We start from the raw sequence: 22,009 nt of genomic DNA on the forward strand, positions 1-22,009 counted from the left end.
ATGACAATGCCCGCCTCCCCTTCCTCCTCCGGTCCGCTGGCGCGGGCAACCGGCCGCTTCCTCCTCAACCGGGCGGCCCTCCTCGGCGTGGCGCTGCTGCTTCCGCTGCTCGCCGCGGTCCTGACCTATCCCCTCTGGATGCCCTACAGGCCCAACGACATCGACCTCCTGGCGATGAATGCCGCCCCATCGGCGGCGCACTGGTTCGGCACCGACGGCGTCGGGCGCGACGTGCTTGCAAGAACGCTGGAAGGCGGGCGGATCTCGCTGCTGGTCGCCGCCGCCTCCGTCGTCCTGTCGACGGCCATCGGCTTTCTCGTCGGTGCGATCTCGGCCTTCGGCGGGCGGTTCGCCGATGCACTCGCCATGCGTTCGGTCGACCTTGCCATGACGCTGCCGCCGGTGATCTTCCTTCTGGTCCTCGCCTCCATCGTCGGCTCCGGCATCTGGTCGACCGTCGTCGTCATCGCGCTTTTGTCCTGGCCGGTCCTGTCGCGCATGATCCGCGCCCGCCTGCTGGAGCTGCGGGAGCGGGAATTCGTCATGGCCTCGCGCGGCATGGGCGCGGGCATCGGCCACCTGCTCTTCCGCCACGGCCTGCCCAATTCGATCGACATCCTCGTCGTCTACGCCACGCTGCAGGTCGCCAACGCCATCCTGCTGGAGGCGGGCCTCTCGTTCCTCGGCCTCGGCGTGCCGCCGCCGGCGGCGAGCTGGGGCAACATGCTGAACGCCGCGCGCTCCACCGCCGTGCTCGAACAGTATCCCTGGCAATGGCTGTTTCCCGGCGGTGCGCTGGTGCTTGCCGTGCTGGCCATCAACTTCATCGGCGACGGTCTGAGGGACGCCTTCGACCCCCGCGCAGACCTCAATTGAAACCCCTGAAAGAGAAGCAAATGTCCAAGTTCTTCGGTGTCGTTCCTCCCGTCGTCACCCCCCTCAACGACGATTTCTCCGTCGACTACGCCTCCTATACGCGCGTCCTCGAACACCTGATCGACAATGGCTGCCACGGCCTTTTCCCGCTCGGCTCGACCAGCGAGGTGGTGTTCTACGACGAGGCCGAGCGCCGCAGGATCCTCGAGCACACGGTGAAGGTCGCCAACGGCCGCGTGCCCGTCATCGCCGGCGTCATCGATCCGGCGACCGACCGCGTCATCCGCCATGCCCGCACCGCCAGGGAAGTGGGGGCCGATGCCGTCGTCGTCACCGCGCCCTTCTACACCATCACCAGCCAGGCCGAGACGCTGGATCACTTCCGCATGGTGCGCGATGCCGTCGATATCCCGCTGATCGCCTATGACATCCCGGTCTGCGTCCACACCAAGCTCTCCCGCCAGACCGTCGTGACGCTGGCGCAGGAAGGCACGATCATCGGCCTGAAGGATTCCTCCGGCGACGACGGCAATTTCCGCTATGTCCTCAGCGATCTCGCGGACAACAAGGACGTCTTTCTGATGACCGGGTCCGAGATCGTCGTCGACAGCGTGCTCGCCATGGGCGCGCACGGGGTCGTGCCGGGCCTCGCCAATGTCGATCCGGCAGGCTATGTCCGCCTCTGGGACGCCGCAAAGCGCGGCGACTGGGCCGCCGCCCGCACGGAACAGGAACGGCTCTGCCGCCTGTTCGAGATCGTCTGGGTCGCCGCCGGCCGCGTCAGCGGGGGGGCGACCGGCGTCGGCGGCTTCAAGACCGCGATGCGCAGCCTCGGCATCATTTCCACCAATGTCATGGCGCGTCCGCGCGCCCCGCTCAACGAGGCCGAATCGCGCAGGATCGACGAGATCCTGCGCTCCGTCGGCCTCCTCGCCTGAGGTTGCCGATGACGCCCGAACCCATTCTCGAGATCAGCAACCTCAGGACCGTCTTCCGCGTGCGCGGCCGGGAGATCGCGGCCGTCAACGGCATCGATCTTGTCATCCGCCCCGGCGAGACGGTGGCGCTGGTCGGGGAATCGGGTTCGGGCAAATCGGTGACGAGCCTCTCCGTCATGCGGCTGCTTGCGCGCAGGATCGGCGTGATCGACAATGGTTCGATCCGCTTCCGCGGCAAGGACGGCAAGACGAAGGACCTCGTCACGCTCGGCGAGGAGGAGATGCGGCAGATCCGCGGCAACGACATCGGCATGGTCTTCCAGGAACCGATGACGAGCCTCAACCCCGTCTACACCATCGGCGACCAGATCTCCGAATCGCTGCGCGTCCACCGGCGCCTTGGCCGGCGCGAGGGCGTCGAGGCGGCCGTCGGCCTGCTCGACAAGGTCGGCATCCCCGATGCGCGCCGCCGGGCGGGCCAGTATCCGCACGAACTGTCCGGCGGCATGCGCCAGCGCGCCACGATCGCCATGGCGCTCGCCTGCGATCCGACGCTGTTGATCGCCGACGAGCCGACCACGGCGCTCGACGTGACCATCCAGGCGCAGATCCTCGATCTCATGCAGGCGCTGCAGCGCGAGCGCGGCATGGGCATGCTGTTCGTCACGCACAATCTCGGGGTGGTCGCCGAGATCGCCCACCGGGTCGCGGTGATGTATGCCGGCCGCATCGTGGAGACCGGCCCCGTCGCCGAGGTGTTCAAGGCCCCGCGCCATCCCTATACGATGGGGCTGCTCAAATCGATGCCGCGCCTCGGCACGGCGAGCGAGATGAAACGGACCGGCGCAAAGCTGCCCGCCATTCCCGGCATGGTGCCGAGCCTTGCCGACCTTCCGGCCGGCTGTGCCTTCGCGCCGCGCTGCGCCTTTGCACTCGACGCCTGTCGGCAGGCCATGCCGGCCCTTTCCCCCGTCAACGACCATCACGGCAGCCGCTGCATCCGCTGGCAGGAGATCTCCGCATGACCGAAGCGCCCCTCCTCTCCGTCCGCGGCCTTGCCAAGCACTACCAGACGCGCGGCGCCACCCTGAAGATCCTTCAGGACATCTCCTTCGATATTGCAAAGGGCGAAGTGGTGGGGCTGGTGGGCGAATCGGGCAGCGGCAAGACCACCATCGGCCGGTCGGTCCTGAGATTGATCGAGCCTTCGGCCGGCGCGGTCGTCTTCGACGGCGCGGACCTGACGAAGCTTTCGGGCGGCGAGATGCGCCGCCGGCGCCCGCGCATGCAATATATCTTCCAGGATCCTTACGCCTCCCTGTCGCCGCGCATGACCATTGGCGAGATCCTGACGGAAGGCCTGAAGATCCAGGGCATCGGTTCGCGGGCGGAGCGGCTGGAACGGGCAAGGAAGGCGCTCGAACAGGTGGAACTGCCGCCGGACGCCATCAACCGCTACGCCCACGAATTCTCCGGCGGCCAGCGCCAGCGCATCGGGATCGCGCGGGCGCTGACGCTTGCGCCCGACTTCATCGTCGCCGACGAGCCGGTGTCGGCGCTCGACGTTTCCATCCAGGCGCAGGTGGTGAACCTGCTGCGCGACCTGCAGCAGCGCCTCGGCCTGACCATGCTGTTCATCTCGCATGACCTTGCCGTCGTCGAATATATCTGCGACCGCGTCATCGTGCTCTATCTCGGCCGCATCATGGAGATCGCCACAAGCGAGGACCTTTACACCCGCCCGCAGCATCCCTACACGCAGGCCCTGATGTCGGCGATCCCCTCGCCCGACCCGGATGCCGCAAGAACGCGCGAGATCTTGAAGGGCGATATTCCCAGTCCCGCCAATCCCCGAGCGGCTGCGTCTTCCGCACCCGCTGCCCCAAGGTACTCGATGCATGTGCCGCGGCCGTGCCGCAACTCCGCGAAGTCGCGCCGGGTCACTTCAAGGCCTGCATCCGGGACGACGTCTGACAGTCCGATACGCCAAGCGGCGGCCCGCCGTCCTCCCCGGCCACGCCCGGCGGCGCGCCCCTCGATCGAGCCGTCGACGGATTGCCATTCTGGCGACTTGCTCAGCCGAAAAAACATGATATTTTCAATCATCTTTTTCAGGCGGACGGAGCGTGTCCAGGAGCGGTTGCCATCGCCCTCCGCCAGGCCTTAAACGCAGGGAGACATGCCCTGACGGCTCGAAACATGGACGACTTTGACCAGTGAACTACCAGCACGCAATGACCTGCCATACGGAAGGTATCAAGGTGCTTGCGCCGGTGAAATGGCGCAGCCTCGACGGGCTGGTCGGCGTCTTCTGGGACGCGGAGGGCCATCCGGCGCGCGCGGCTACTATCTTTCGCCCGATCCGCGCATCGTGATCTTCTTCAATGACGTGTCGTCGCACATCAAGATGACCAACCGCGAAGACGGCATGATCGAGCACTCCCGCCCGATGACCCGTGCGGTCTATGTGCCCGCGGGGGTGCCGCTCTGGACGAGCTTCACCGCCGCGCACCGTTTCTCCCATCTCGACCTTCACCTCCACAAGGACCGCATGTTGCGTTTCCTGTCGCCCACGGTCGGCACGTCGGCGGCGCTCGCCGCCTTGCGCCGCCCGGTGGAGATCCAGGATGTCGGCGCGATCGAGACGCTGGCGAGCCTGCTCGTCGAGGAGGTATCGAGCCCGACGAAGCACGCGCTCTATGCCGAAAGCCTGGTCGGCACGATCGTCAGCGGCCTGCTCGACATCCAGGATTTTTCCAGCGAACCGCAAAACGGCCGGCTCACACAGGCGCAGATGAACCGGCTCATCGCCCGCGTGAACGCCCGCAGCGACGGCCGCCTGACCGTTTCCGAAATGGCAGAGACGGTCGGCCTTTCGGAGAGCTGGTTCGCCAACGTCTTCAAGCAGACGACCGGCAAAACGCCGCTGCAATGGCAGCTCGGCAAGCGCATCGATCTTGCGCAGAAACTGCTGGCCGAAAGCGAGCTGACCATCGCCGACATCGCCGCCAAGCTCGGCTTCTCCGATCAGGCGCACCTCACCAAGGCCTTCCGCCAGATCGCCGGCGAGACACCCGCCGCCTGGCGGCGGGTGCAGCAGGCCCGCTAGAACATTTCCGCTTTTCTTCGAATCGCGAAAACGCTCCAGCTTCTGTTTAAACGCAATTCCGGACGCAAAACCGCTTCGCGCTTTTGCTGGAATTGCTCCAGCGCGCCTTACCAGGTCTGGCGCAGCGTCGCCGAGATCGAGCGGCCCGGATTGTAGAAGTCCGCGCCGAAGCCACCGTAGTCGACATGCTTGCGGTCGAAGAGGTTGGAGACGTTCACCTCGAAGGAGGTGTTCTCGAACACCTTGTAGCTGAAGGCCGCGTCGACGACGAAGTTGCTGCCCGTCTTCACCGTGTTGGCGTCGTTGAAGTAGTAGGAGCCGGTATAGCGGCCGCCGAGGCCGAAGGTCATGTCGCCACGCTTGCCGTCGCCTTCGAGCAGGTAGTTGACCCAGAGCGAGGCGGTATGCTTGGGCACATGGTAGGGCCGGTTGCCTTCGTTGCCGGCCGTGCCGTTCTCGACGATTTCGGCATCGAGATAGGAATAACCGGCCGTCAGGCTCCAGTTCGGCGTCAGCTCCGCCTTCGCTTCCAGATCGAGGCCGCGCACCCGCACCTCGCCGATCGTCTCCTGCAGGTTCGTCGCCGGGTTGGTCCGCGTAATGTTGTTCTTCGTCAGGTCGTAGATCGAGGCCGTGATGAGGGCCGGGAAAGCGTCCGGCTGGTATTTCACGCCGAGCTCGATCTGCTCGCCGCGCTCCGGTGCGAGGCCGATGGAGGGCGCCGCGACGGATTCGGCGTAGCTGACGAAGGGCGCGATCTCATCCGTCAGGCGATAGGTGAGGCCGATGCGCTTCGTCAGTTCGCTGAAGTCGCCTTCGCTCTCCACGCCCGTCAGCCTGTTCGTCTCGCTGAGGTCGAGCCAGTCGTTTCGAAGGCCCGCCGTGACGATGAACTTGTCCCAGAAGGTCAGCTCCTGCTGGATATAGAGCGCCTTGCCCGTCTGGTCGCTGCGCGTGCTGGCGATCAGCGGCAGGTTGGTCGGTCGGCCCGTATAGGTCGGGTTCGTCCAGTCGATGCCGGGCGCCGGTCCCCACCAGGTGTCGTTGTCGCCCTTCATGTCGTTGTATTCGATGCCGACCAGGGTGCGGCTGTCCACCGCGTCGAGGTTCGCCTCGTATTGCAGATGCGCGTCGATGATGAACTGCCGGTTCGTGGCCTCGTTGCCGAAGAAGGCGCGCGATGCCGTCGTCGAGCCGTCCGTCGGCGTCGCGGAAATATAGGCATAGCCGAAATCGGTGTCGGACTTGCTGTAGCGTGCATTCGCGCCGAAGGTCAGGCCCGAGCCGAAATCATGATCGAACATCACGCTGACCGTGTCGCGGTTCGTGCCGCGATAATTGTAGTCCGGCTCGCCGAAGAAACGGCTGCGGTCGAAATCCGTGCCGACCGGATGGCCGCCGCTGCCGGGCACGCCGTCCTTGTTCAGGTGATCATAGACGATGGTGAGGCTGGTGGCATCCGTCGGCCGCCAGGTGAGCCCGCCCATGAAGAACTTTTCGTCGTCCCGTGAATGGTCGTATTCCGCGTCCGCATCGCGTAGCTTGCCGGTGAAGCGATAGGAGAGCGTGTCGTCGGCCGTCAGGTTGTCGCCGAAGTCGAAGCCGACCTCCTTGCGGTCGAACGAGCCGCCGGTGACATAGGCTTCGCCGAACTTCTCGCTCCTCGGGCGCTTCGTCACATAGTTCACCGCGCCGCCGGGATCGGAAACGCCGAAGGTCGTGGAGTTCGCGCCCTTCAGCACCTCGACGCGCTCGAAGGCATAGGCCTCTTCCCGTACGCCGCCGAAGGGGCGCCCGAGGATCAGCCCGTCGCGGTAGGTCGTCGCGTCGAAGCCGCGGATCTTGAAGAAATCGTAGCGGTCGTCCGAACCATAGAAGTCCGTGGTAACGCCGGCTGTATATTGCAGTATCTCTTCGACCGTCTCGGCGCCGCGCTGCTGGATTTCCTTGGCCGTGATGACGGAAACCGTCGCCGGCGTGTTCAGGATCTCCGTCGCCATCCGCCCGCCCGCGGTCGTCTTCCTCGCGACGATCGACTTCGCGTCGTTGTCGACGCCCGTCGCGGAGCCGTCGCCCTCGACGGTGATGGTTTCGAGAACCGTGGTGGAGCCCGCATCCGCCTGCTGGGCCAACGAGACGGAAGGCGCAAGAGCGAGCGCGGTGCAGCCGAGAAGGAGCGCGGTCCTCAAACGGGTGAGAGGCTGTCTGATGTCGGCGCCGGTCGTCTTGATGTCCATCATCGTGTTCCAGAAATTGAAGTTGCGCTGGCCGGCGCACGGCAGGTCATGCCGAACGCCAGTCGGAACAGGCGTAAATCCCTACGCATCAAAACCCCCTCAGGTCGATGCGGCTGTCCCTTGAAGCGGCAATAACTTGAGACGTATTATCCAGTATTGTAGATTTCCATGGTTTTGTACGAAACCCCGGAAACTTCGCCGCTCTCCCGCCGCAAGGTGCGCCTTCGCCTTGACGCCGCCCGATGAACCTGAAACGGAAACTCCACTTTAAACCGCCCTGGAGGGTTTCACCAATGCCGCGGCTTTTGCGCTTTCCCCTGATCCTTCTCACCGCCTGCCTCTGGATCGCGACGACAGCCTGGGCCGCCGACGAAACCACCTATCCGATCGTTATCAGGCACGCCTTCGGAACGACGACGATCACAAAGAAGCCGGAGCGCGTGGCGTCCGTCGCCTGGGCCAACCATGAAGTGCCGCTGGCGCTCGGCGTCGTGCCCGTCGGTTTCGCCGCCGCCAATTTCGGCGATGACGACGGCGACGGCCTGCTGCCCTGGGTGGCGGAGAAGCTGCAGGAACTCGGCGGCGGAAAGCCCGTCCTGTTCGACGAAGGCGACGGCATCGATTTCGAGGCGGTTGCAGCGACGAGGCCGGATGTCATCCTGGCCGCCTATTCCGGCCTCAGCCAGGCGGATTACGAGACGCTGAGCCAGATCGCCCCCGTCATCGCCTATCCACAATCGGCCTGGTCGACCGACTGGCGCGAGATGATCCGGCTCAACAGCGCCGGGCTCGGCATGGCGAAGGACGGCGAAGCGCTGATCGCGCGCATCGACAAGGAGATCGCCGACACGGTTGCGGGCTACCCGGTCCTCAAGGGCAAGTCGGCGATCTTCGTCACCCATCTCGACGCGACCGATCTCAGCACCGTCAATTTCTACACCGCCAACGATACGCGCGTGAAATTCTTCGGCGACCTCGGCCTCACCTCCCCGAAAAGCGTGCTGGAAGCGACGAAGCCCGGACAATTCGCCGCCAGCGTCAGCGCCGAGCAGGTCGATGCCTTCGAAGACGTCGATATCGTCGTCAGCTACGGCGGCACGCCGCTGCTCGATGCCGTGAAGGCCGATCTCCTGCTCTCGCGCATGCCCGCCGTCGGCAAGGATGCGCTCGTCATGCTCGGCCGCGACCCCGTCGGCACCGCCGCCAACCCGACGCCGCTGTCGATCTCCTGGGTGTTGAAGGACTATGTCGCGCTTCTCGCCGAAGCCGCCGGGAAGGCGAAATGAGGCCTGACGCCGCCACGGCGCACAGCGTGCCGGCGCCCATCGGGCGCCTCCGCCGGCTGCGCGCCCTGTGGCTGCTGCTGGTCGCCGCCGCGCTCCTCGTGCTGGTCGCGCTGTCCGTCGCGATCGGCACGCGGGACGTTGGCCTCAGCGATATTGCCTCGGCGCTCGGCGGCAAGGTCGAGACGATCGGCGAAGCGGCGGTGGCGATGCGCATTCCCCGCACGGTTCTGGCGCTCCTCGCCGGAGCGGCGCTCGGCCTCGCCGGCGCGATCATGCAGGGCGTCACGCGCAACCCGCTCGCCGATCCCGGCATTCTGGGCGTCAACATGGGCGCGTCGCTCGCGGTGGTGGTTGGCGTCGCGTGGTTCCATATCGAAACCGCCCATGCCTATATCGTCACCGCCATCCTCGGCGCGGGGGCGGCGGCGATCTTCGTCTATGTCATCGGCTCGCTCGGGCGCGGCGGGGCGACGCCGCTGAAACTGGCGCTTGCCGGCGCCGCCACCTCCATCGCCTTCTCCTCGCTGGTCATCGCGGTCGTGCTGCCGCGCGCCGACATTGCCGGCGGCGTGCGCGCCTGGCAGATCGGCGGCGTCGGCGGGGCGACCTTCGAGCGGATCTTTCCGGTCCTGCCGTTCCTCGCGGCCGGCTTCGTCGTCAGCCTTCTCTCGGCCCGCAAGCTGAACGCGCTCGCGCTCGGCGACGAGCTTGCCGCCGGCCTCGGCGAACACGTCGCCACGACCCGCGCCGTCGCCGCCTTCGGCGCCATCCTGCTCTGCGGCGCGACGACGGCGGTCTGCGGCCCGATCGGCTTCCTCGGCCTCGTCGTGCCACATCTCGCCCGTCTCCTCACCGGCAGCGACCACCGCTGGCTATTACCCTTCTCCGCCCTCGGCGGCGCGTGCCTCCTGATCGCCGCCGACATCGTCGGGCGCATCCTCGCAAGGCCGGCCGAACTCGACGTCGGCATCGTGACGGCCCTCGTCGGCGCGCCGGTCTTCATCTGGATCGTCCGCCGCCAGCGGGTGCGGGACCTGTGACCATGCTTGCGCCGCTCGTCGATTCCATCGTGACAAACCGCCGCCGCCGCGCCCGTCGGCATCGCCGCGTCCTCGGCCTTCTCCTCACGCTGGTCGCCGCGACCTTCGTGCTGACCCTGCTGCTCGGCCAGTCCTTCACCCCGCCGCAGGACATTCTTCGCATGCTGATGGGCGAGGACGTGCCGGGCGTCGCCTTCACGGTCGGCCAGCTCCGGCTGCCGCGCGCCATCCTCGCCATCCTCGCCGGCCTCAGCTTCGGCCTCGGCGGCGTCGCCTTCCAGATCATGCTGCGCAATCCGCTGGCCAGTCCCGACATCATCGGCATCAGTTGGGGCGCGAGCGCCGCGGCGGTGTTTGCGATCGTCGTGCTCGGCCTTAAGGGGTCGATCGTGTCGATCCTCGCCGTTTCCGCCGGGCTCGGCGTGGCGCTCCTGGTCTATGCCCTTTCCTTCCGCAACGGCGTCGCCGGCACGCGGCTCATCCTTGTCGGCATCGGCGTTTCGGCCATGCTGGAAAGCGTCATCGCCTACATCCTTTCCACCGCCCCCGCCTGGACCCTGCAGGAGGCCCTGCGCTGGCTGACGGGCAGCGTCAACGGCGCGCAGCTCGGCCAGGCGCTGCCGCTCCTCATGGCGCTCGCCGTCTTCGGCGGGCTGTTGCTCAGCCGCGCCCGCGATCTCGAAGCCCTGCGGCTCGGCGACGACACGGCCGCCGCGCTTGGCGTCCGTGTCGGCCGCACCCGCGTGCTGATCATCATCGCCGCCGTCGGCATGATCGCAAGCGCCACCGCCATTTCGGGGCCGATCGCCTTCGTCGCCTTCCTCTCCGGGCCGATCGCCGCGCGCATCGTCGGCAGCAACGGTTCGCTGCTCCTCCCCGCCGCACTCACCGGCGCAGCGCTGGTGCTGGTCGGCGATTATTGCGGCCAGTTCCTGCTGCCGAGCCGCTATCCCGTCGGCGTCGTCACCGGCGCGCTCGGCGCGCCCTACCTGATTTTCCTGATCGTGCGCGTCAACCGGTCCGGAGGTTCCCTATGAAGCCGCACACCCTCATCGCCAACGGCCTTTCGGCCGGCTACGGCGAAACCCTCATTCTCGACGGGCTGGACCTTATCGTACCGCCGGGCAGGATCACCGTGATCGTCGGCGCAAACGCCTGCGGCAAGTCCACGCTGCTGCGCACCCTGTCGCGCCTGCTGCCGGCGAAAAAGGGCGAGGTTCTGCTCGACGGCAAGTCGATCCACCGCATCCCCTCACGCGACCTCGCGCGCACGCTCGGCCTGCTGCCGCAATCGCCGATCGCGCCGGAGGGCATCACCGTCGCCGATCTCGTCAGCCGCGGACGGCACCCGCACCAGGGCGTCTTCTCCCGCTGGACGCGCGAGGACGACGAGGCGGTGGCCGCCGCGCTTGCGGCAACGAAGACCGACGACCTGGCCGAACGGCCGATCGACGAGCTTTCCGGCGGCCAGCGCCAGCGCGTCTGGATCGCCATGGCGCTCGCCCAGCAGACGGACCTGCTGCTGCTCGACGAACCGACCACCTTCCTCGACATCAGCCACCAGATCGAGGTGCTGGACCTCTTGACCGACCTCAACCAGATGCGCGGCACGACCATCGTCATGGTGCTGCACGACCTCAACCTCGCCGCCCGCTACGCCGACCATCTCGTCGCGATGGCGAAGGGCCGGCTGCATGTCGCCGGCCCGCCGGAGACCGTGCTGACGGAAGACCATGTGCGCCAGGTCTTCGGCCTCGAAAGCCGCATCATCATCGATCCGACCTCGGGCCGGCCGGCCATGCTGCCGATCGGCCGCCATCGCATGACCGCCTCCGCCACCAAGGAGCCAGTATGAACGCCCTTCCGGAATTCAAGCTCAACGGCATCGCGCTGCCCAAGGACGCGTCGAAACTGCTCGACGAGGTCTGCGAGCATTTCATCGAGCACGCCGACGTGCAGCGCACGGAAAACACCGCAACGCTGACAAGCGAGATCGGCATCGCCCATATGCGCCTTGATGGCGGCCGGCTCCTCATCGACCTCGCCTGCCCGAACGACGAGGCGCTCCAGATGAGCCGTACGGTCATCGCCGAGCACCTCTTCTATTTCGCAGGCGAAGACCCGCTGGAGCTCACCTGGTCCGAACCGGCCAGGCGCACGCGGCTCGCCAACCTCCATGAGGTGACCGTCGTCTCGGCTTTCGATGTGACGCCGCATATGCGGCGCGTCGTCTTCGCCTGCGCGGACGTCAAGCCCTTCATCGGTGGTGACATGCATGTGCGCCTGCTCGTTCCGCCGAAAGGCCGGACGCCGGTTTGGCCAGGATTGCGTGACGATGGCCGCATCGCCTGGCCGGAGGGCGAGGACGCACTTCTCGTCCGTGTCTACACGATCCGCGCCGTCGATGCCGAACGCGGCGAACTCTGGGTCGATTTTCTCCAGCACCCCCGACCCGGCGTTCCGACGCCCGGCGCTGACTTCGCCCGCGACGCGCAGCCGGGAGACAGGCTCGCCCTTCTCGGCCCCGGCGGCGGCGACCTGCCGCAGGCCGAAACCATCTTCCTTTCCGGCGACGAAAGCGCCCTGCCCGCCATCGCCCGCATCGCCGCGGAGGTGCCGGCAGGCACCCGCATGCAGGCGATCATCGAGGTGGCGGATGCGGCGGAAGAGCAGCCGCTCGCGACCGCCGGAACGCTCGAGATACACTGGCTGCATCGCGCGACCTATGCCGCCGGCGCCAAGAACGTCCTTGCGCAGAAGGCGATAGCGGCACTCGCTGCCGTGGATAGCGAAACCTTCGTCTGGGTCGCCTGCGAACGGGAGGACGTGCGGCTCATCCGCGCCTTCCTCAAGGGTCGCGGGCACGACCGCAAGCGCACCTACGCCGCATGGTACTGGGAGCGCGACGATGCCTGACGGCGCAGACGCCCCGCCACGCGAACTGCTTGTGTGGTCGCGGCGCTGCCTAGTGTATTTGCCCCATGTTGCTTCCTTCCCTTCGGCGAAAAAATCGCACCATCAAAGCCGGGATCAAACATGCGCAAGCCGCCCTTAACAGGGGGATTCTCGGGCGGGGTTGCAAGGGATGACGGCCGCGGTTTCCAAACCTTCGAACATTGCAAAGCGTCCAGCAGCTCTTATCTTCTATTGCGGAGGTCAACGGAGAACCGGGCGATGAAGAAACTCGTCATCAATGTCGTATCGGACGATGCGATCGAAATCATGGTGCCGAAGAAAAGCAAGGATCGCCTCCGATGCTCGGTCGTCTGTCTCTGTTGTGAGCGGGCGGACCAACCGATGGACGATGACGGCTGCGGCATCTGTGATGCGTGCCTCGGTGTACCCGTTCGCGCGACAGATGATCTGGACGGTCTTGAAATCGCGACCCCTTCTCCCCATCTGTCGCTCACTGCCCGTAATCGATGACTGCCTGCAGCGATGGTGCTCTGTCGCGCGTTCGCAGTCGTCCGGGTCGGAAGGGCGCTCCCCGAAAGGGTCGAGCGCCCTTCGTCATTTCGGAAAGGCGCCGGCAACAGCGCGCGTTCGTCTCGGCGTTCGAACGGCAGGCCGCCCCTCGCGGAAATGGCTGTCGCAGGTCTGACAAAGCTCAGGAGCCGGCAGGCCCCGGAGTTGGAACGCCGGAGAACCATCCTCGCCGAGATGCGGCTCGCATCATCTCAGCAGCCCTTGACCGCCGTCAACGAACACCGGCGAGCCGGTAATGTGCGATGCATCGGTGCTGAGAAGGAAACGAATGACCTTGGCGACGTCGGTTGCCCGACCAGGCTCGCCATCGGTCAAGGGAATGCTGCCCTGCGGCCAGATGACCGGCACCTCCGCCGCCTCGCGGTTGCGGATCTCGCTGCTGGCGACGATATTCGTGTCGATTGCTCCCGGGCAGACGGCATTCACGCGAATGCGATACTTTCCGAGTTCGAGGGCGAGTTGCTTCGCCATGGCGACCTGGGCCGCCTTGGAGGCGCTATAGGCGGTTGCGCCGGGATTTGTGAACGTTCGCACCCCGTTGATGGACGAGACGATGACGATTGCCCCGCCTCCAGCGCTCTTCAGGAGCGGAACAGCATTGTGAAGCGTGAGGTAGGTGCCACGGAGATTGATGCCGATCGCCTCGTCCCATTCGGAGGGCTTCAGGTCTTCGATGGGCGCCCATACGCCGTTTATGCCGGCATTCGCCACAACCGCATCCAGACGGCCGAAGCGCTCCGTCACCTGCCGAACCATCGTGCGAACATCCTCTTCGCATGAGACGTCGCCGGTAACGGCGATTGCTTGCGCATCGGCCGGAAGTACCCGGCATGTGTCGGACACAGCCTTCTCGTCGCGGTCGAAGAGGACAAGCCTGTAGCCTGCTGCCGCAAGGAGCTCCGCCGTGGCCTGGCCTATTCCAGAGCCGGCCCCGGTTATCATCGCTACGGGAAGAGCCATCGTCATCCCCGTATGTCGGAGGGAAAGCGTGTGTTCCCTTCACGTCCCGCGCTGGCGTCCCGTTCGGCATTCCCCTGCCGCGCGGGCTCGGTTCCCAAAGCCGGCAGCCGCACCGTGATTTCCTTGACACGTATGATCGCGACACCCTGCAAACCATCGCCGCAATAAACGTACGTTTTGACCAGCATGACGACCTCCTGTTCGAACCAGCGGAATGGCGGGAGAGGCGCGAAGTTCCTGTACGGTTTCGCACGGAGGCCTGCAGGGGCACTCCCCGCGGAACTTTTCGCGGCATGCTTTGTTGGCCCTTCGCAAAACAGGGAGCGAACCATGGCCAAGAGCACCGCATCGAAATCCGCAGCGTCGAAATCCCAGAAATCCATGCCAGCGGCCGCGCAGATCCACGACCAAAAGCTGGTACGCGGCAATGGCGGCGAACTGCACCAGCTTGCCGAAGGCGAAACGCCTGTCCTGACCACCGCGCAGGGCGGCCCCGTCGCCGACGACCAGAATTCGCTGCGCGTCGGTGCCCGCGGCCCGCTGCTGGTGGACGATTTCCATTTCCGCGAAAAGATCTTCCATTTCGATCACGAGCGCATTCCCGAACGGGTCGTCCATGCGCGCGGCTATGGTGCGCACGGCTTCTTCGAGACCTACGAGTCGCTCGCCGCCTATACGAAAGCGGACCTTTTCCAGCGCCCCGGCGAAAAGACGCCGGCCTTCGTGCGGTTTTCCACCGTCGCCGGCAACAAGGGCTCGTTCGATCTCGCTCGCGACGTGCGCGGCTTCGCCGTGAAGCTCTACACGCAGGAGGGCAACTGGGACCTCGTCGGCAACAATATCCCGGTCTTCTTCATCCAGGACGCCATCAAGTTTCCCGACATGGTGCATGCGGTGAAGCAGGAACCGGACCGGGCCTTTCCCCAGGCCCAGAGCGCACACGACAATTTCTGGGACTTCATCAGCCTGACGCCCGAGAGCATGCACATGATCATGTGGGTCATGTCCGACCGCGCCATCCCGCGCTCCTTCCGCTTCATGGAAGGCTTTGGCGTGCACACCTTCCGCCTCGTCAACGCGAAGGGTGAATCCACCTTCGTGAAATTCCACTGGAAACCCAAGCTCGGCCTGCAATCTGTCGCGTGGAACGAGGCGGTCAAGATCAACGGCGCCGATCCCGACTATCACCGCCGCGACCTGTGGACCGCGATCCAGGCCGGCAACTTCCCCGAATGGGAACTCTGTCTCCAGCTTTTCGATCAGGATTTCGCCGACAGTTTCGACTTCGACATCCTCGATCCCACCAAGATCATTCCCGAGGAGGTGCTGCCGCCAAAGCCGGTCGGCCGCCTCGTCCTCGATCGCATGCCGGAGAATTTCTTCGCCGAGACGGAACAGGTCGCCTTCATGACCCAGAATGTGCCGCCGGGCATCGATTTCTCGAACGATCCGCTATTGCAGGGCCGGAATTTCTCCTATCTCGATACGCAACTCAAGCGCCTGGGCAGCCCGAACTTCACGCATATCCCGATCAACGCTCCGAAATGTCCCTTCCACCACTTCCAGCAGGACGGGCACATGGCCATGCGCAACCCCGTCGGCCGGGCAAATTACCAACCGAACTCCTGGGGCGAAGGGCCCCGTGAATCGCCAGCCAGCGGTTTCCCGCACTTTCGCGCCGAGGAACAGGGCGAGAAGGCAAGGCTGCGCCCCGAAAGCTTCGCCGACCACTACAGCCAGGCACGCCAGTTCTATATCAGCCAGACGCCGCCCGAGCAGCGACACATCGCGGCCGCGCTGACCTTCGAACTCAGCAAGGTCGAAACGCCGGTCATCCGCGAGAGGGTCGTTTCGCATCTGATGAACATCGACGAGACGCTGGCAAATACCGTCGCCGCCAAACTCGGCTTCCAGTCGATGCCAAAGCCGGCTGCCGCCGCCCTGCCGACCCGGCAGGATCTCGATCCCTCGCCGGCGCTGAGCATCGTGGAGCGCGGTCCGAGGCGCTTCGAGGGACGCAAGCTCGGCATTCTCATTACCGACGGCGTCGATATCGACCTGCTCACCGGTCTTCAGGACGCCATTCTGGCCGAAAAGGCGGAAGTCGCTCTGATCGCGCCAAAAATCGGCGGCGTCACCGCATCCGATGGGTCGTGGGTACCGGCGCATTTCATGATCGACGGCGGCCCCTCCGTCCTCTTCGACGCGGTTGCCCTGCTGCCGGCGAAGGAAGCCACTGACGACCTCCTGCAGGAGGCGACGGCGCGCGACTTCGTCGCCGATGCCTTTCAGCACTGCAAATTCATCGGTTATGTCGCCGATGCCCTCCCGCTCATGCAGATGGCGGGGATCGCCGACAAGCTCGATGAGGGCGTGATCGAGCTTCCCGGCGAAGGAGGCCTTTCGGCCTTCGTCACGGAACTGGGCAAGCTGCGCCTGTGGACGCGCGAGCCTTCCGTCAAGCTCGGCAAGGCTTCCGTTCCGTCCGCATAGCGGACGATGCGCTTTGCCGTATCTGCAAGGAACAAAGGCCCGGGCGGCTTGTTCAATCCCTGAGCAATCGCGCTCGCCATTTCGGCACGAACCCAGACAACCAGGAGAGACCAATGGCCACGAAGACAATGGAAGACCTTTTCGTCGACGGCATCAAGGACATCTACTACGCTGAACGCAAGATCATCGCCGGCCTCAAGAAGATGATCCGGGGAGCCGAGGCGCAGGAGTTGAAGGCCGCCTTCGACAAGCATCTGCAGGAAACCGAGGGCCAGGTCGAACGGCTCGTCCAGGTGTTCGACCTTCTCGGCAAGCCGGCACGGGGCAAGACGTGTCCTGCGATCGACGGCATCCTCGAGGAAGGCCAGGAGATTCTCGAGGAGTTCAAGAATTCGCCCGCGCTCGACGCCGGCCTTCTCGCGGCAGCCCAAGCCGTCGAGCACTATGAGATCGCCCGCTACGGCACCCTGAAGTCCTGGGCTATGCAGCTCGGCAAGAACGATATCGCCAAGCTGCTCGACCAGACGCTCGCCGAAGAAACCAAGACCGACCAGGCCCTGACGCAGCTCGCGGAGGCGAAGGTCAACCGCGAGAGCAAGACCAAGGCCGCTTGACCCGGCATGGGCGGAGAGACGAGATCTCCGCCCACCCCTGCAGCGCGACAGGCGGCTGCAGGGCATCTACGGGAGTGGAGATGACCGGAGAGTGGCGACATATCTGCGTGGACATGCAGCGCATGTTTGCCGAGGACACGCCTTGGAAAGTGTCCTGGATGGAGCGGATTTCGCCGCAGGTCCTTGAGGTCGCGGGCCGGCATACCGAGCGCACGATCTTCTCCCGCTTCCTGCCGCCGACGCGTCCTGCCGATGCAGCCGGCATGTGGCGCGTCTACTACGAGAAGTGGTGGATGATGACGGCTGAGCATCTGCCGGCGGAGATGTATGGCCTGCTTCCGGAGCTTGCAGCATTCACGCCCCCCGCGATCGTCTTCGACAAGCGGACCTATTCCCCCTGGATCGACGGTCGGCTGAACGCCTATCTGAAAGGCCTTGAGGTCGACACGCTGGTGATCACCGGTGGCGAAACCGATGTCTGCGTCCTCGCCACCGCGCTGGGTGCCATCGATCTCGGATATCGCGCAATCATCCTGACCGATGCCGTCTGCAGCGGCACGGACGAAACCTATGACGCATCGCTGAAGCTGCTCGAACGCAGATTTACCGCCCAGATGGACGCAATGCCGACCGAGGCGTTTCTGTCATCGGTTTCCGGCTAGGGTCTGGATTTTGCCATTCAAATGTCGAGGCACTTAATCTGGAATAACAGTCAAATTTCCGATGACCGCGCCCGGGATCGGGCAAACCGGCCAGCGTTGCAAAGAAGGCAATCATCAAATAAGATGAATTTAATTCTCAACTTTGCAGGCGACAACCCGCCTCAATCGGTCCCGTGGTCTGCCGACTGGCATGAGCGAATCCCGTCATTCCCCACTGCTTCACGCTTTTCTTGCCGTCCAGGAACGCATGCGGGCGATCATCTACCGCCGGGTCGGCTGCCGCGCGACGACGGCGGACCTGACGCAGGACGCATTCCTGAAGCTCTGGGAACGCCGAAGCCTGCTGACGGGCGTGGCGGATCTCGCCGGCTATCTCGTCACCACCGGGCGCAACCTTGCTGCCGACCATGAACGGCGACGGCGGATCGCTCCTTTTCTGCACGGCATCGAGGGCCTTGAGCGCATCGCCGATCCCGCGCCTTCGGCGGAAGACGTCGTCATGGGGCGCGACGATCTGCGGCGGCTGCAGGCGGCGATCGACAGCCTGCCGCCGAAGTGCCGGCAGGTGTTCCTGCTGTCGCGGCTGGAGGGGCTGACCTATGCCGAAATCGGCGCACGCCTCAACATCTCGCCGAAAACCGTGTTCAGCCACATGGTGACGGCCCTGGAACGCCTGAAAGCGGAAATGGCGCGGACCTGACCCAGATTTTCACCGTGCCCCGCCGTCCACAAGAGTGACGGAGCGCATATCCGGCCGCAGCGAGTAAAGCATGGAAAAGGAACCCCGAACCGGCGAGACAAGCGAAAGCGAAGCAGCCATTTCCACGGCAGCCGCGGAATGGTTTGCGCGCCTTCTCGACGCGCCGAGCGCGGCCGACCACCAGCGGTTCCGCGCCTGGCTGCTGGCGGACGAACGGCATGGGCACGCCTATTGCGAACTCGAGCGCCTGTGGACCGGGGCCGGCCTTGCCGGCGAGCCTGGCTCCACCACCGGTGTTTCCCGGCGAACCGTCCTGAAGGGGGCCGGCCTTGCCCTGATTGCCGCCGGCACCGGCTTGACTGCGCTGAGGCTTACCCGCCCCTTCGGCGACCACGCGACCGGCACCGGTGAAACGGCCACGGTGAAACTTGCCGACGGCACGCGCGTCGAACTTTCCCCGCGCACGACCTTTTCCATCGACTTCAGCGAGACGGCCCGGCGTGTGCGGTTGCAGGAGGGCGAGATCTTCGTCGACGTCGCGGCCGACGCAGCGCGCCCCTTCACGATCGAGGCCGGCGACCTCAAGGCGACGGCACTCGGCACCGAATATTCCGTCGCCATAGCGCCGGAAGAAACGTCCGTGCTGGTGACGAAACACGCAGTCGAAGTATCCGCCGGCGGACGGAGCCTCATCCTGGATGAGGGCCAAAGCCTTTCCTACAGCGAAGGCCGGCTTTCCAAGCCGGGTGATGCCGACACGCAGGCCCGGCTCGCCTGGCGTCGCGGGCAGCTCGTCTTCCTCTCCACCCCCTTCAGCAAGGTGGTCGAGGATATCGGGCGCTGGCGGCAGGGCAAGATCGTCGTGATGGACAGGCAGCTCGCGCGCCAGCCCGTCACGCTCATCGTCGACGTGAAACGATCGGACCGGATCCTCGAAACCCTGGAACTCGGCCTGCCGATCCGCGTCGTCCCGCTCTCGCCCTGGCTTACCCTCATCTACCGCCGATAAAAATTTCCAGAACCACTCAGGTTTTTCGGAACATCGCTCGTCGAATCCTTCGAGACCGTTTCGACGGCAGGATTTCAGAGTATCCAGGGGGTTCATGGTGCGCACAGCTTATCGGAAGAGATCGGGACAGGGCAGGATGGCCATCGCCATGCCTTTGATGCTGGCGGCGAGCACGGCGGGCATGGCGCTCCTTGCGCCGCTCCAGCCGGCAGCGGCGCAGGCGGCCAGCCAGTCCTACAGCTTCTCCATCGCCGCGCAGCCGCTTCCTGCCGCCCTGGTGCGCTTTTCCGCAACGACCGGCATCGACATCGTCTTCAACGGCACGGTGCCTGCCGGCATCCGCTCGCCGGGCGTCAGCGGCACGCTCCCGGCCGACGCGGCGCTGGCGAAGTTACTCGGCGGCAGCGGCCTGACCTGGCGTTTCCGGACCGACAGGACCGTCATGCTGATCGACCCGTCCGAGACCGGCAGCGTCGGCGATACGGAAGGTTCCACCGCCCTTTCGCCCATCGTGGTAACGGGCGAGGACGGCGGCACCAACGGCATCGTCGCCAAGGGCAGCCGCATCGCCACCAAGAGCGACACGCCGATCCTCGAAGTGCCGCAGACCGTGAACGTCGTGACGCGCAAGGAGATGGATGCGCGCGGCGCGGGCGATTTCAACGCGGCCGTCGCCTACACGCCGGGCCTGCGCGTCATCGACTATCCGGGCGGCCAGGGCATGCCCGACCTCTATCTGCGTGGTTTCCGCGCCATCGGCCAATATGCCAACTATCGCGACGGCATCCGCAATGGCTTCAATTCCTACGACAACGACATCGAGATGTTCGGGCTGGAACGGCTCGACGTTCTCAAGGGACCGTCCTCGGTGCTCTTCGGCCAGTCGACGCCCGGCGGCCTCGTGAACGCCACTTCCAAGCGCCCGACCGAGGCGCCCTACCGCGAGGTACAGGTGGAATATGGCAGCTACGGACGCCGGCAGGTGACCGCCGATTTCGGCGGTCCGGTTTCAGAGGACGACGCTTTCCTCTATCGCTTCACCGCGCTTCTCCGCGACAGCGGCACCCAGATCGACCATTCGCCGGACGACGCGCTCTACATCGCGCCCGCCTTCACCTGGAAGCCCGACGAGGGCACGTCGTTCACCCTGCTTGCCAACTACCACAAGGTCCACAAGGGCGGCGGCGAGCAGAGCCTGCCGATGGACAACACCATCTTCGACAAGGGCGTGCGCATCCCGTCCAGCCTTTATCTCGGCATTCCCGGCGTGACGGAATGGAACACGCAGAACACCTCCGTCGGCTACGAATTCAAGCACGAATTCGACAACGGCTGGACCTTCAACCAGAATGTTCGCTACAGCCACGCAAAGGTCGACTATACGGCCGGCTGGATCTGGGACTGGCCGACGACGCTCTTCGATGGGCATTATGCGCGCATCGGCGCACAGCAGCGGCCGAAGACCACGAACAGCTTCCTCGTCGATAACAATATCGGCGGTACCGTCGAGCTTGGTGCAAGCGAGCACAATCTGCTCTTCGGCCTAGACTACGGCCGCTACGACAGCCACGAGCGCCGCGCGAATTCGACCAATTTCATCACGATCGACATCTTCGACCCGGTCTACGATCCCTCGGGCCTGACCTTCGGCGTACCCTGGTCGGACGAGAACCTCATCCAGACCCAGGTCGGCCTCTATGCGCAGGACCAGGTCAGGATCGACAACTGGGTGCTCTCTTTCGCCGGCCGCTACGACTGGGTCAAGACCGATGTGGACGACCTTGCCAGCGCCATCAGCACATCGGAGCGCAATCACGCCTTCACGGGCAGGGCCGGCATCGGCTATCTCTTCGACAACGGCCTCGCCCCCTATCTCAGCTATTCCACCTCCTTCCAGCCGGAGGCCGGCACGGACTTTTCCGGCCGCGCCTTCGAGCCGACGACGGGCGAACAGTGGGAGGCGGGCATCAAGTATCAGCCGCTCGGCTGGAACGGCCTGGTCACGGCCTCGCTCTTCCAGATCACCCAGCAGAACGTCACCACGAATGACCCGCTCCATCCCGGCTTCCTGGTGCAGGAGGGTGAGGTGCGCTCGCGCGGCTTCGAGATCGAGGCGAAGGCGGACCTGACGGACGCGCTGGCGCTGACGGCCGCCTATTCCTACACGGATACGCGCATAACGAAGGACAATCCGGATGCGACCGGCATCAGCAAGGCCGGCACCCGCATGGCAGCGGTTCCCTATCATCAGGCCTCGCTGTGGCTCGACTATGCCTTCCAGCAGGAAGCGCTGTCGGGCCTGACGGTCGGCGGCGGCGTACGCTTCGTCGGAAGTTCGATGGCGGTGATGGACGGAGGCACGGGCGCGCAGGTCAAGGTCGCGGGCTACACGCTGCTCGACGCGGCGGTCAGCTATGATTTCGGCGCGCGGAACCCGGATTTCGACGGGCTGAAGCTCACCGTCTCGGGCAGCAACCTGACAGACGAGAAATACTTCACGCCCGGTTTCTATTCCGACACCGTCCTGTTTGGAAACCGCCGAGCCGTCAAGGCGAACCTGAGCTATACGTGGTAGACTCTAAAGACCAATCGACATTCG

At 65.2% G+C, this 22,009-nt stretch carries 18 protein-coding genes and 3 pseudogenes; 18 read left to right on the top strand and 3 right to left on the bottom strand.

What is annotated here, in order from left to right:
* Positions 1 to 6: 6 nt before the first annotated feature.
* From shn_RS29875 to shn_RS29895, 6 genes and pseudogenes are all read left to right on the top strand, one after another.
* Positions 7 to 876 (top strand): ABC transporter permease, encoded by an 870-nt coding sequence (locus tag shn_RS29875; RefSeq protein WP_064334232.1) that lies wholly within the window; start codon positions 7 to 9, stop codon positions 874 to 876.
* Positions 877 to 896: 20 nt separating this feature from the next.
* The gene (locus shn_RS29880) at positions 897 to 1,814 is read left to right on the top strand and encodes a dihydrodipicolinate synthase family protein (RefSeq protein ID WP_064334179.1); all 918 of its coding nucleotides are present in this window, start codon (positions 897 to 899) and stop codon (positions 1,812 to 1,814) included.
* A gap of 8 nt (positions 1,815 to 1,822) precedes the next feature.
* The gene (locus shn_RS29885) at positions 1,823 to 2,839 is read left to right on the top strand and encodes an ABC transporter ATP-binding protein (protein WP_064334180.1); all 1,017 of its coding nucleotides are present in this window, start codon (positions 1,823 to 1,825) and stop codon (positions 2,837 to 2,839) included.
* Positions 2,836 to 3,609 (top strand): annotated as a pseudogene (locus shn_RS29890) (ABC transporter ATP-binding protein); the annotation flags it as partial. The gene shn_RS29885 and the pseudogene shn_RS29890, both read left to right, overlap by 4 nt.
* Positions 3,603 to 3,788, top strand: a pseudogene (locus shn_RS37660) (oligopeptide/dipeptide ABC transporter ATP-binding protein); the annotation flags it as partial. The pseudogenes shn_RS29890 and shn_RS37660, both read left to right, overlap by 7 nt.
* Before the next feature lie 242 nt (positions 3,789 to 4,030).
* Positions 4,031 to 4,923: pseudogene (locus shn_RS29895) on the top strand (helix-turn-helix domain-containing protein).
* Positions 4,924 to 5,030: 107 nt separating this feature from the next.
* Here the strand turns inward: shn_RS29895 and shn_RS29900 are convergent.
* On the bottom strand, positions 5,031 to 7,160 hold the full coding sequence (locus shn_RS29900; RefSeq protein WP_064334181.1) for a TonB-dependent siderophore receptor: 2,130 nt from the start codon (positions 7,158 to 7,160) through the stop codon (positions 5,031 to 5,033).
* Between the two features lie 293 nt (positions 7,161 to 7,453).
* Here shn_RS29900 and shn_RS29905 point away from each other — a divergent pair, with 293 nt between their 5' ends.
* The 6 genes from shn_RS29905 to shn_RS35315 all read left to right on the top strand — a co-directional run bounded on the left by shn_RS29905 (position 7,454) and on the right by shn_RS35315 (position 12,912).
* Entirely contained in the window at positions 7,454 to 8,446 is a 993-nt protein-coding gene (locus shn_RS29905; protein ID WP_064334182.1) for an iron-siderophore ABC transporter substrate-binding protein, read from the top strand.
* The gene (locus shn_RS29910) at positions 8,443 to 9,486 is read left to right on the top strand and encodes an iron ABC transporter permease (protein ID WP_064334183.1); all 1,044 of its coding nucleotides are present in this window, start codon (positions 8,443 to 8,445) and stop codon (positions 9,484 to 9,486) included. The genes shn_RS29905 and shn_RS29910 overlap by 4 nt, the downstream gene beginning before the upstream one ends.
* A 2-nt stretch (positions 9,487 to 9,488) precedes the next feature.
* On the top strand, positions 9,489 to 10,523 hold the full coding sequence (locus shn_RS29915) for an iron chelate uptake ABC transporter family permease subunit (protein WP_206362247.1): 1,035 nt from the start codon (positions 9,489 to 9,491) through the stop codon (positions 10,521 to 10,523).
* Positions 10,520 to 11,341, top strand: coding sequence for an ABC transporter ATP-binding protein (locus tag shn_RS29920; RefSeq protein ID WP_064334185.1), 822 nt, complete (start codon positions 10,520 to 10,522; stop codon positions 11,339 to 11,341). Before shn_RS29915 ends, shn_RS29920 begins: the two co-directional genes overlap by 4 nt.
* On the top strand, positions 11,338 to 12,402 hold the full coding sequence (locus shn_RS29925) for a DUF2218 domain-containing protein (RefSeq protein WP_064334186.1): 1,065 nt from the start codon (positions 11,338 to 11,340) through the stop codon (positions 12,400 to 12,402). Before shn_RS29920 ends, shn_RS29925 begins: the two co-directional genes overlap by 4 nt.
* Positions 12,403 to 12,660: 258 nt before the next feature.
* Positions 12,661 to 12,912: a hypothetical protein gene (locus shn_RS35315; protein ID WP_162853087.1), complete on the top strand. Its 252-nt coding sequence runs from the start codon at positions 12,661 to 12,663 to the stop codon at positions 12,910 to 12,912.
* Between the two features lie 246 nt (positions 12,913 to 13,158).
* Here shn_RS35315 and shn_RS29935 read toward each other — a convergent pair whose 3' ends face one another.
* Entirely contained in the window at positions 13,159 to 13,938 is a 780-nt protein-coding gene (locus tag shn_RS29935; protein ID WP_064334188.1) for an SDR family NAD(P)-dependent oxidoreductase, read from the bottom strand.
* Positions 13,935 to 14,120, bottom strand: a complete 186-nt coding sequence (locus tag shn_RS36060; protein WP_145926098.1) for a hypothetical protein — start codon at positions 14,118 to 14,120, stop codon at positions 13,935 to 13,937. Before shn_RS36060 ends, shn_RS29935 begins: the two co-directional genes overlap by 4 nt.
* A 193-nt stretch (positions 14,121 to 14,313) precedes the next feature.
* Between shn_RS36060 and catE the strand changes: the two genes are divergently transcribed.
* The 6 genes from catE to shn_RS29965 all read left to right on the top strand — a co-directional run bounded on the left by catE (position 14,314) and on the right by shn_RS29965 (position 21,985).
* The gene (catE, locus tag shn_RS29940; protein WP_245337519.1) at positions 14,314 to 16,425 is read left to right on the top strand and encodes a catalase C; all 2,112 of its coding nucleotides are present in this window, start codon (positions 14,314 to 14,316) and stop codon (positions 16,423 to 16,425) included.
* A 113-nt stretch (positions 16,426 to 16,538) separates the two neighbouring features.
* Entirely contained in the window at positions 16,539 to 17,039 is a 501-nt protein-coding gene (locus shn_RS29945; RefSeq protein WP_064334190.1) for a ferritin-like domain-containing protein, read from the top strand.
* An 80-nt stretch (positions 17,040 to 17,119) separates the two neighbouring features.
* Positions 17,120 to 17,701, top strand: a complete 582-nt coding sequence (locus tag shn_RS29950) for a cysteine hydrolase (RefSeq protein ID WP_064334191.1) — start codon at positions 17,120 to 17,122, stop codon at positions 17,699 to 17,701.
* A 247-nt stretch (positions 17,702 to 17,948) separates the two neighbouring features.
* Complete coding sequence (locus tag shn_RS29955; protein WP_245337512.1) at positions 17,949 to 18,401, top strand: RNA polymerase sigma factor; 453 nt, start codon at positions 17,949 to 17,951, stop codon at positions 18,399 to 18,401.
* A gap of 70 nt (positions 18,402 to 18,471) precedes the next feature.
* Complete coding sequence (locus shn_RS29960; protein ID WP_064334193.1) at positions 18,472 to 19,410, top strand: FecR domain-containing protein; 939 nt, start codon at positions 18,472 to 18,474, stop codon at positions 19,408 to 19,410.
* Between the two features lie 136 nt (positions 19,411 to 19,546).
* A complete protein-coding gene (locus tag shn_RS29965) occupies positions 19,547 to 21,985 on the top strand; it encodes a TonB-dependent siderophore receptor (RefSeq protein ID WP_064334194.1) in 2,439 nt (812 codons plus the stop codon).
* Positions 21,986 to 22,009: the final 24 nt, after the last annotated feature.

Origin of the sequence: Shinella sp. HZN7 (assembly GCF_001652565.1) — a bacterium.
GTDB classification, from domain to species: domain Bacteria; phylum Pseudomonadota; class Alphaproteobacteria; order Rhizobiales; family Rhizobiaceae; genus Shinella; species Shinella granuli.

Coding starts and splice junctions, on each gene's coding strand:
- shn_RS29875 (WP_064334232.1), top strand. CDS start 7: ATGCCCGCCTCCCCTTCCTCCTCCGGTCCGCTGGCGCGGGCAACCGGC.
- shn_RS29880 (WP_064334179.1), top strand. CDS start 897: ATGTCCAAGTTCTTCGGTGTCGTTCCTCCCGTCGTCACCCCCCTCAAC.
- shn_RS29885 (WP_064334180.1), top strand. CDS start 1,823: ATGACGCCCGAACCCATTCTCGAGATCAGCAACCTCAGGACCGTCTTC.
- shn_RS29900 (WP_064334181.1), bottom strand. CDS start 7,160: ATGGACATCAAGACGACCGGCGCCGACATCAGACAGCCTCTCACCCGT.
- shn_RS29905 (WP_064334182.1), top strand. CDS start 7,454: ATGCCGCGGCTTTTGCGCTTTCCCCTGATCCTTCTCACCGCCTGCCTC.
- shn_RS29910 (WP_064334183.1), top strand. CDS start 8,443: ATGAGGCCTGACGCCGCCACGGCGCACAGCGTGCCGGCGCCCATCGGG.
- shn_RS29915 (WP_206362247.1), top strand. CDS start 9,489: ATGCTTGCGCCGCTCGTCGATTCCATCGTGACAAACCGCCGCCGCCGC.
- shn_RS29920 (WP_064334185.1), top strand. CDS start 10,520: ATGAAGCCGCACACCCTCATCGCCAACGGCCTTTCGGCCGGCTACGGC.
- shn_RS29925 (WP_064334186.1), top strand. CDS start 11,338: ATGAACGCCCTTCCGGAATTCAAGCTCAACGGCATCGCGCTGCCCAAG.
- shn_RS35315 (WP_162853087.1), top strand. CDS start 12,661: ATGAAGAAACTCGTCATCAATGTCGTATCGGACGATGCGATCGAAATC.
- shn_RS29935 (WP_064334188.1), bottom strand. CDS start 13,938: ATGACGATGGCTCTTCCCGTAGCGATGATAACCGGGGCCGGCTCTGGA.
- shn_RS36060 (WP_145926098.1), bottom strand. CDS start 14,120: ATGCTGGTCAAAACGTACGTTTATTGCGGCGATGGTTTGCAGGGTGTC.
- catE (WP_245337519.1), top strand. CDS start 14,314: ATGCCAGCGGCCGCGCAGATCCACGACCAAAAGCTGGTACGCGGCAAT.
- shn_RS29945 (WP_064334190.1), top strand. CDS start 16,539: ATGGCCACGAAGACAATGGAAGACCTTTTCGTCGACGGCATCAAGGAC.
- shn_RS29950 (WP_064334191.1), top strand. CDS start 17,120: ATGACCGGAGAGTGGCGACATATCTGCGTGGACATGCAGCGCATGTTT.
- shn_RS29955 (WP_245337512.1), top strand. CDS start 17,949: ATGCGGGCGATCATCTACCGCCGGGTCGGCTGCCGCGCGACGACGGCG.
- shn_RS29960 (WP_064334193.1), top strand. CDS start 18,472: ATGGAAAAGGAACCCCGAACCGGCGAGACAAGCGAAAGCGAAGCAGCC.
- shn_RS29965 (WP_064334194.1), top strand. CDS start 19,547: ATGGCCATCGCCATGCCTTTGATGCTGGCGGCGAGCACGGCGGGCATG.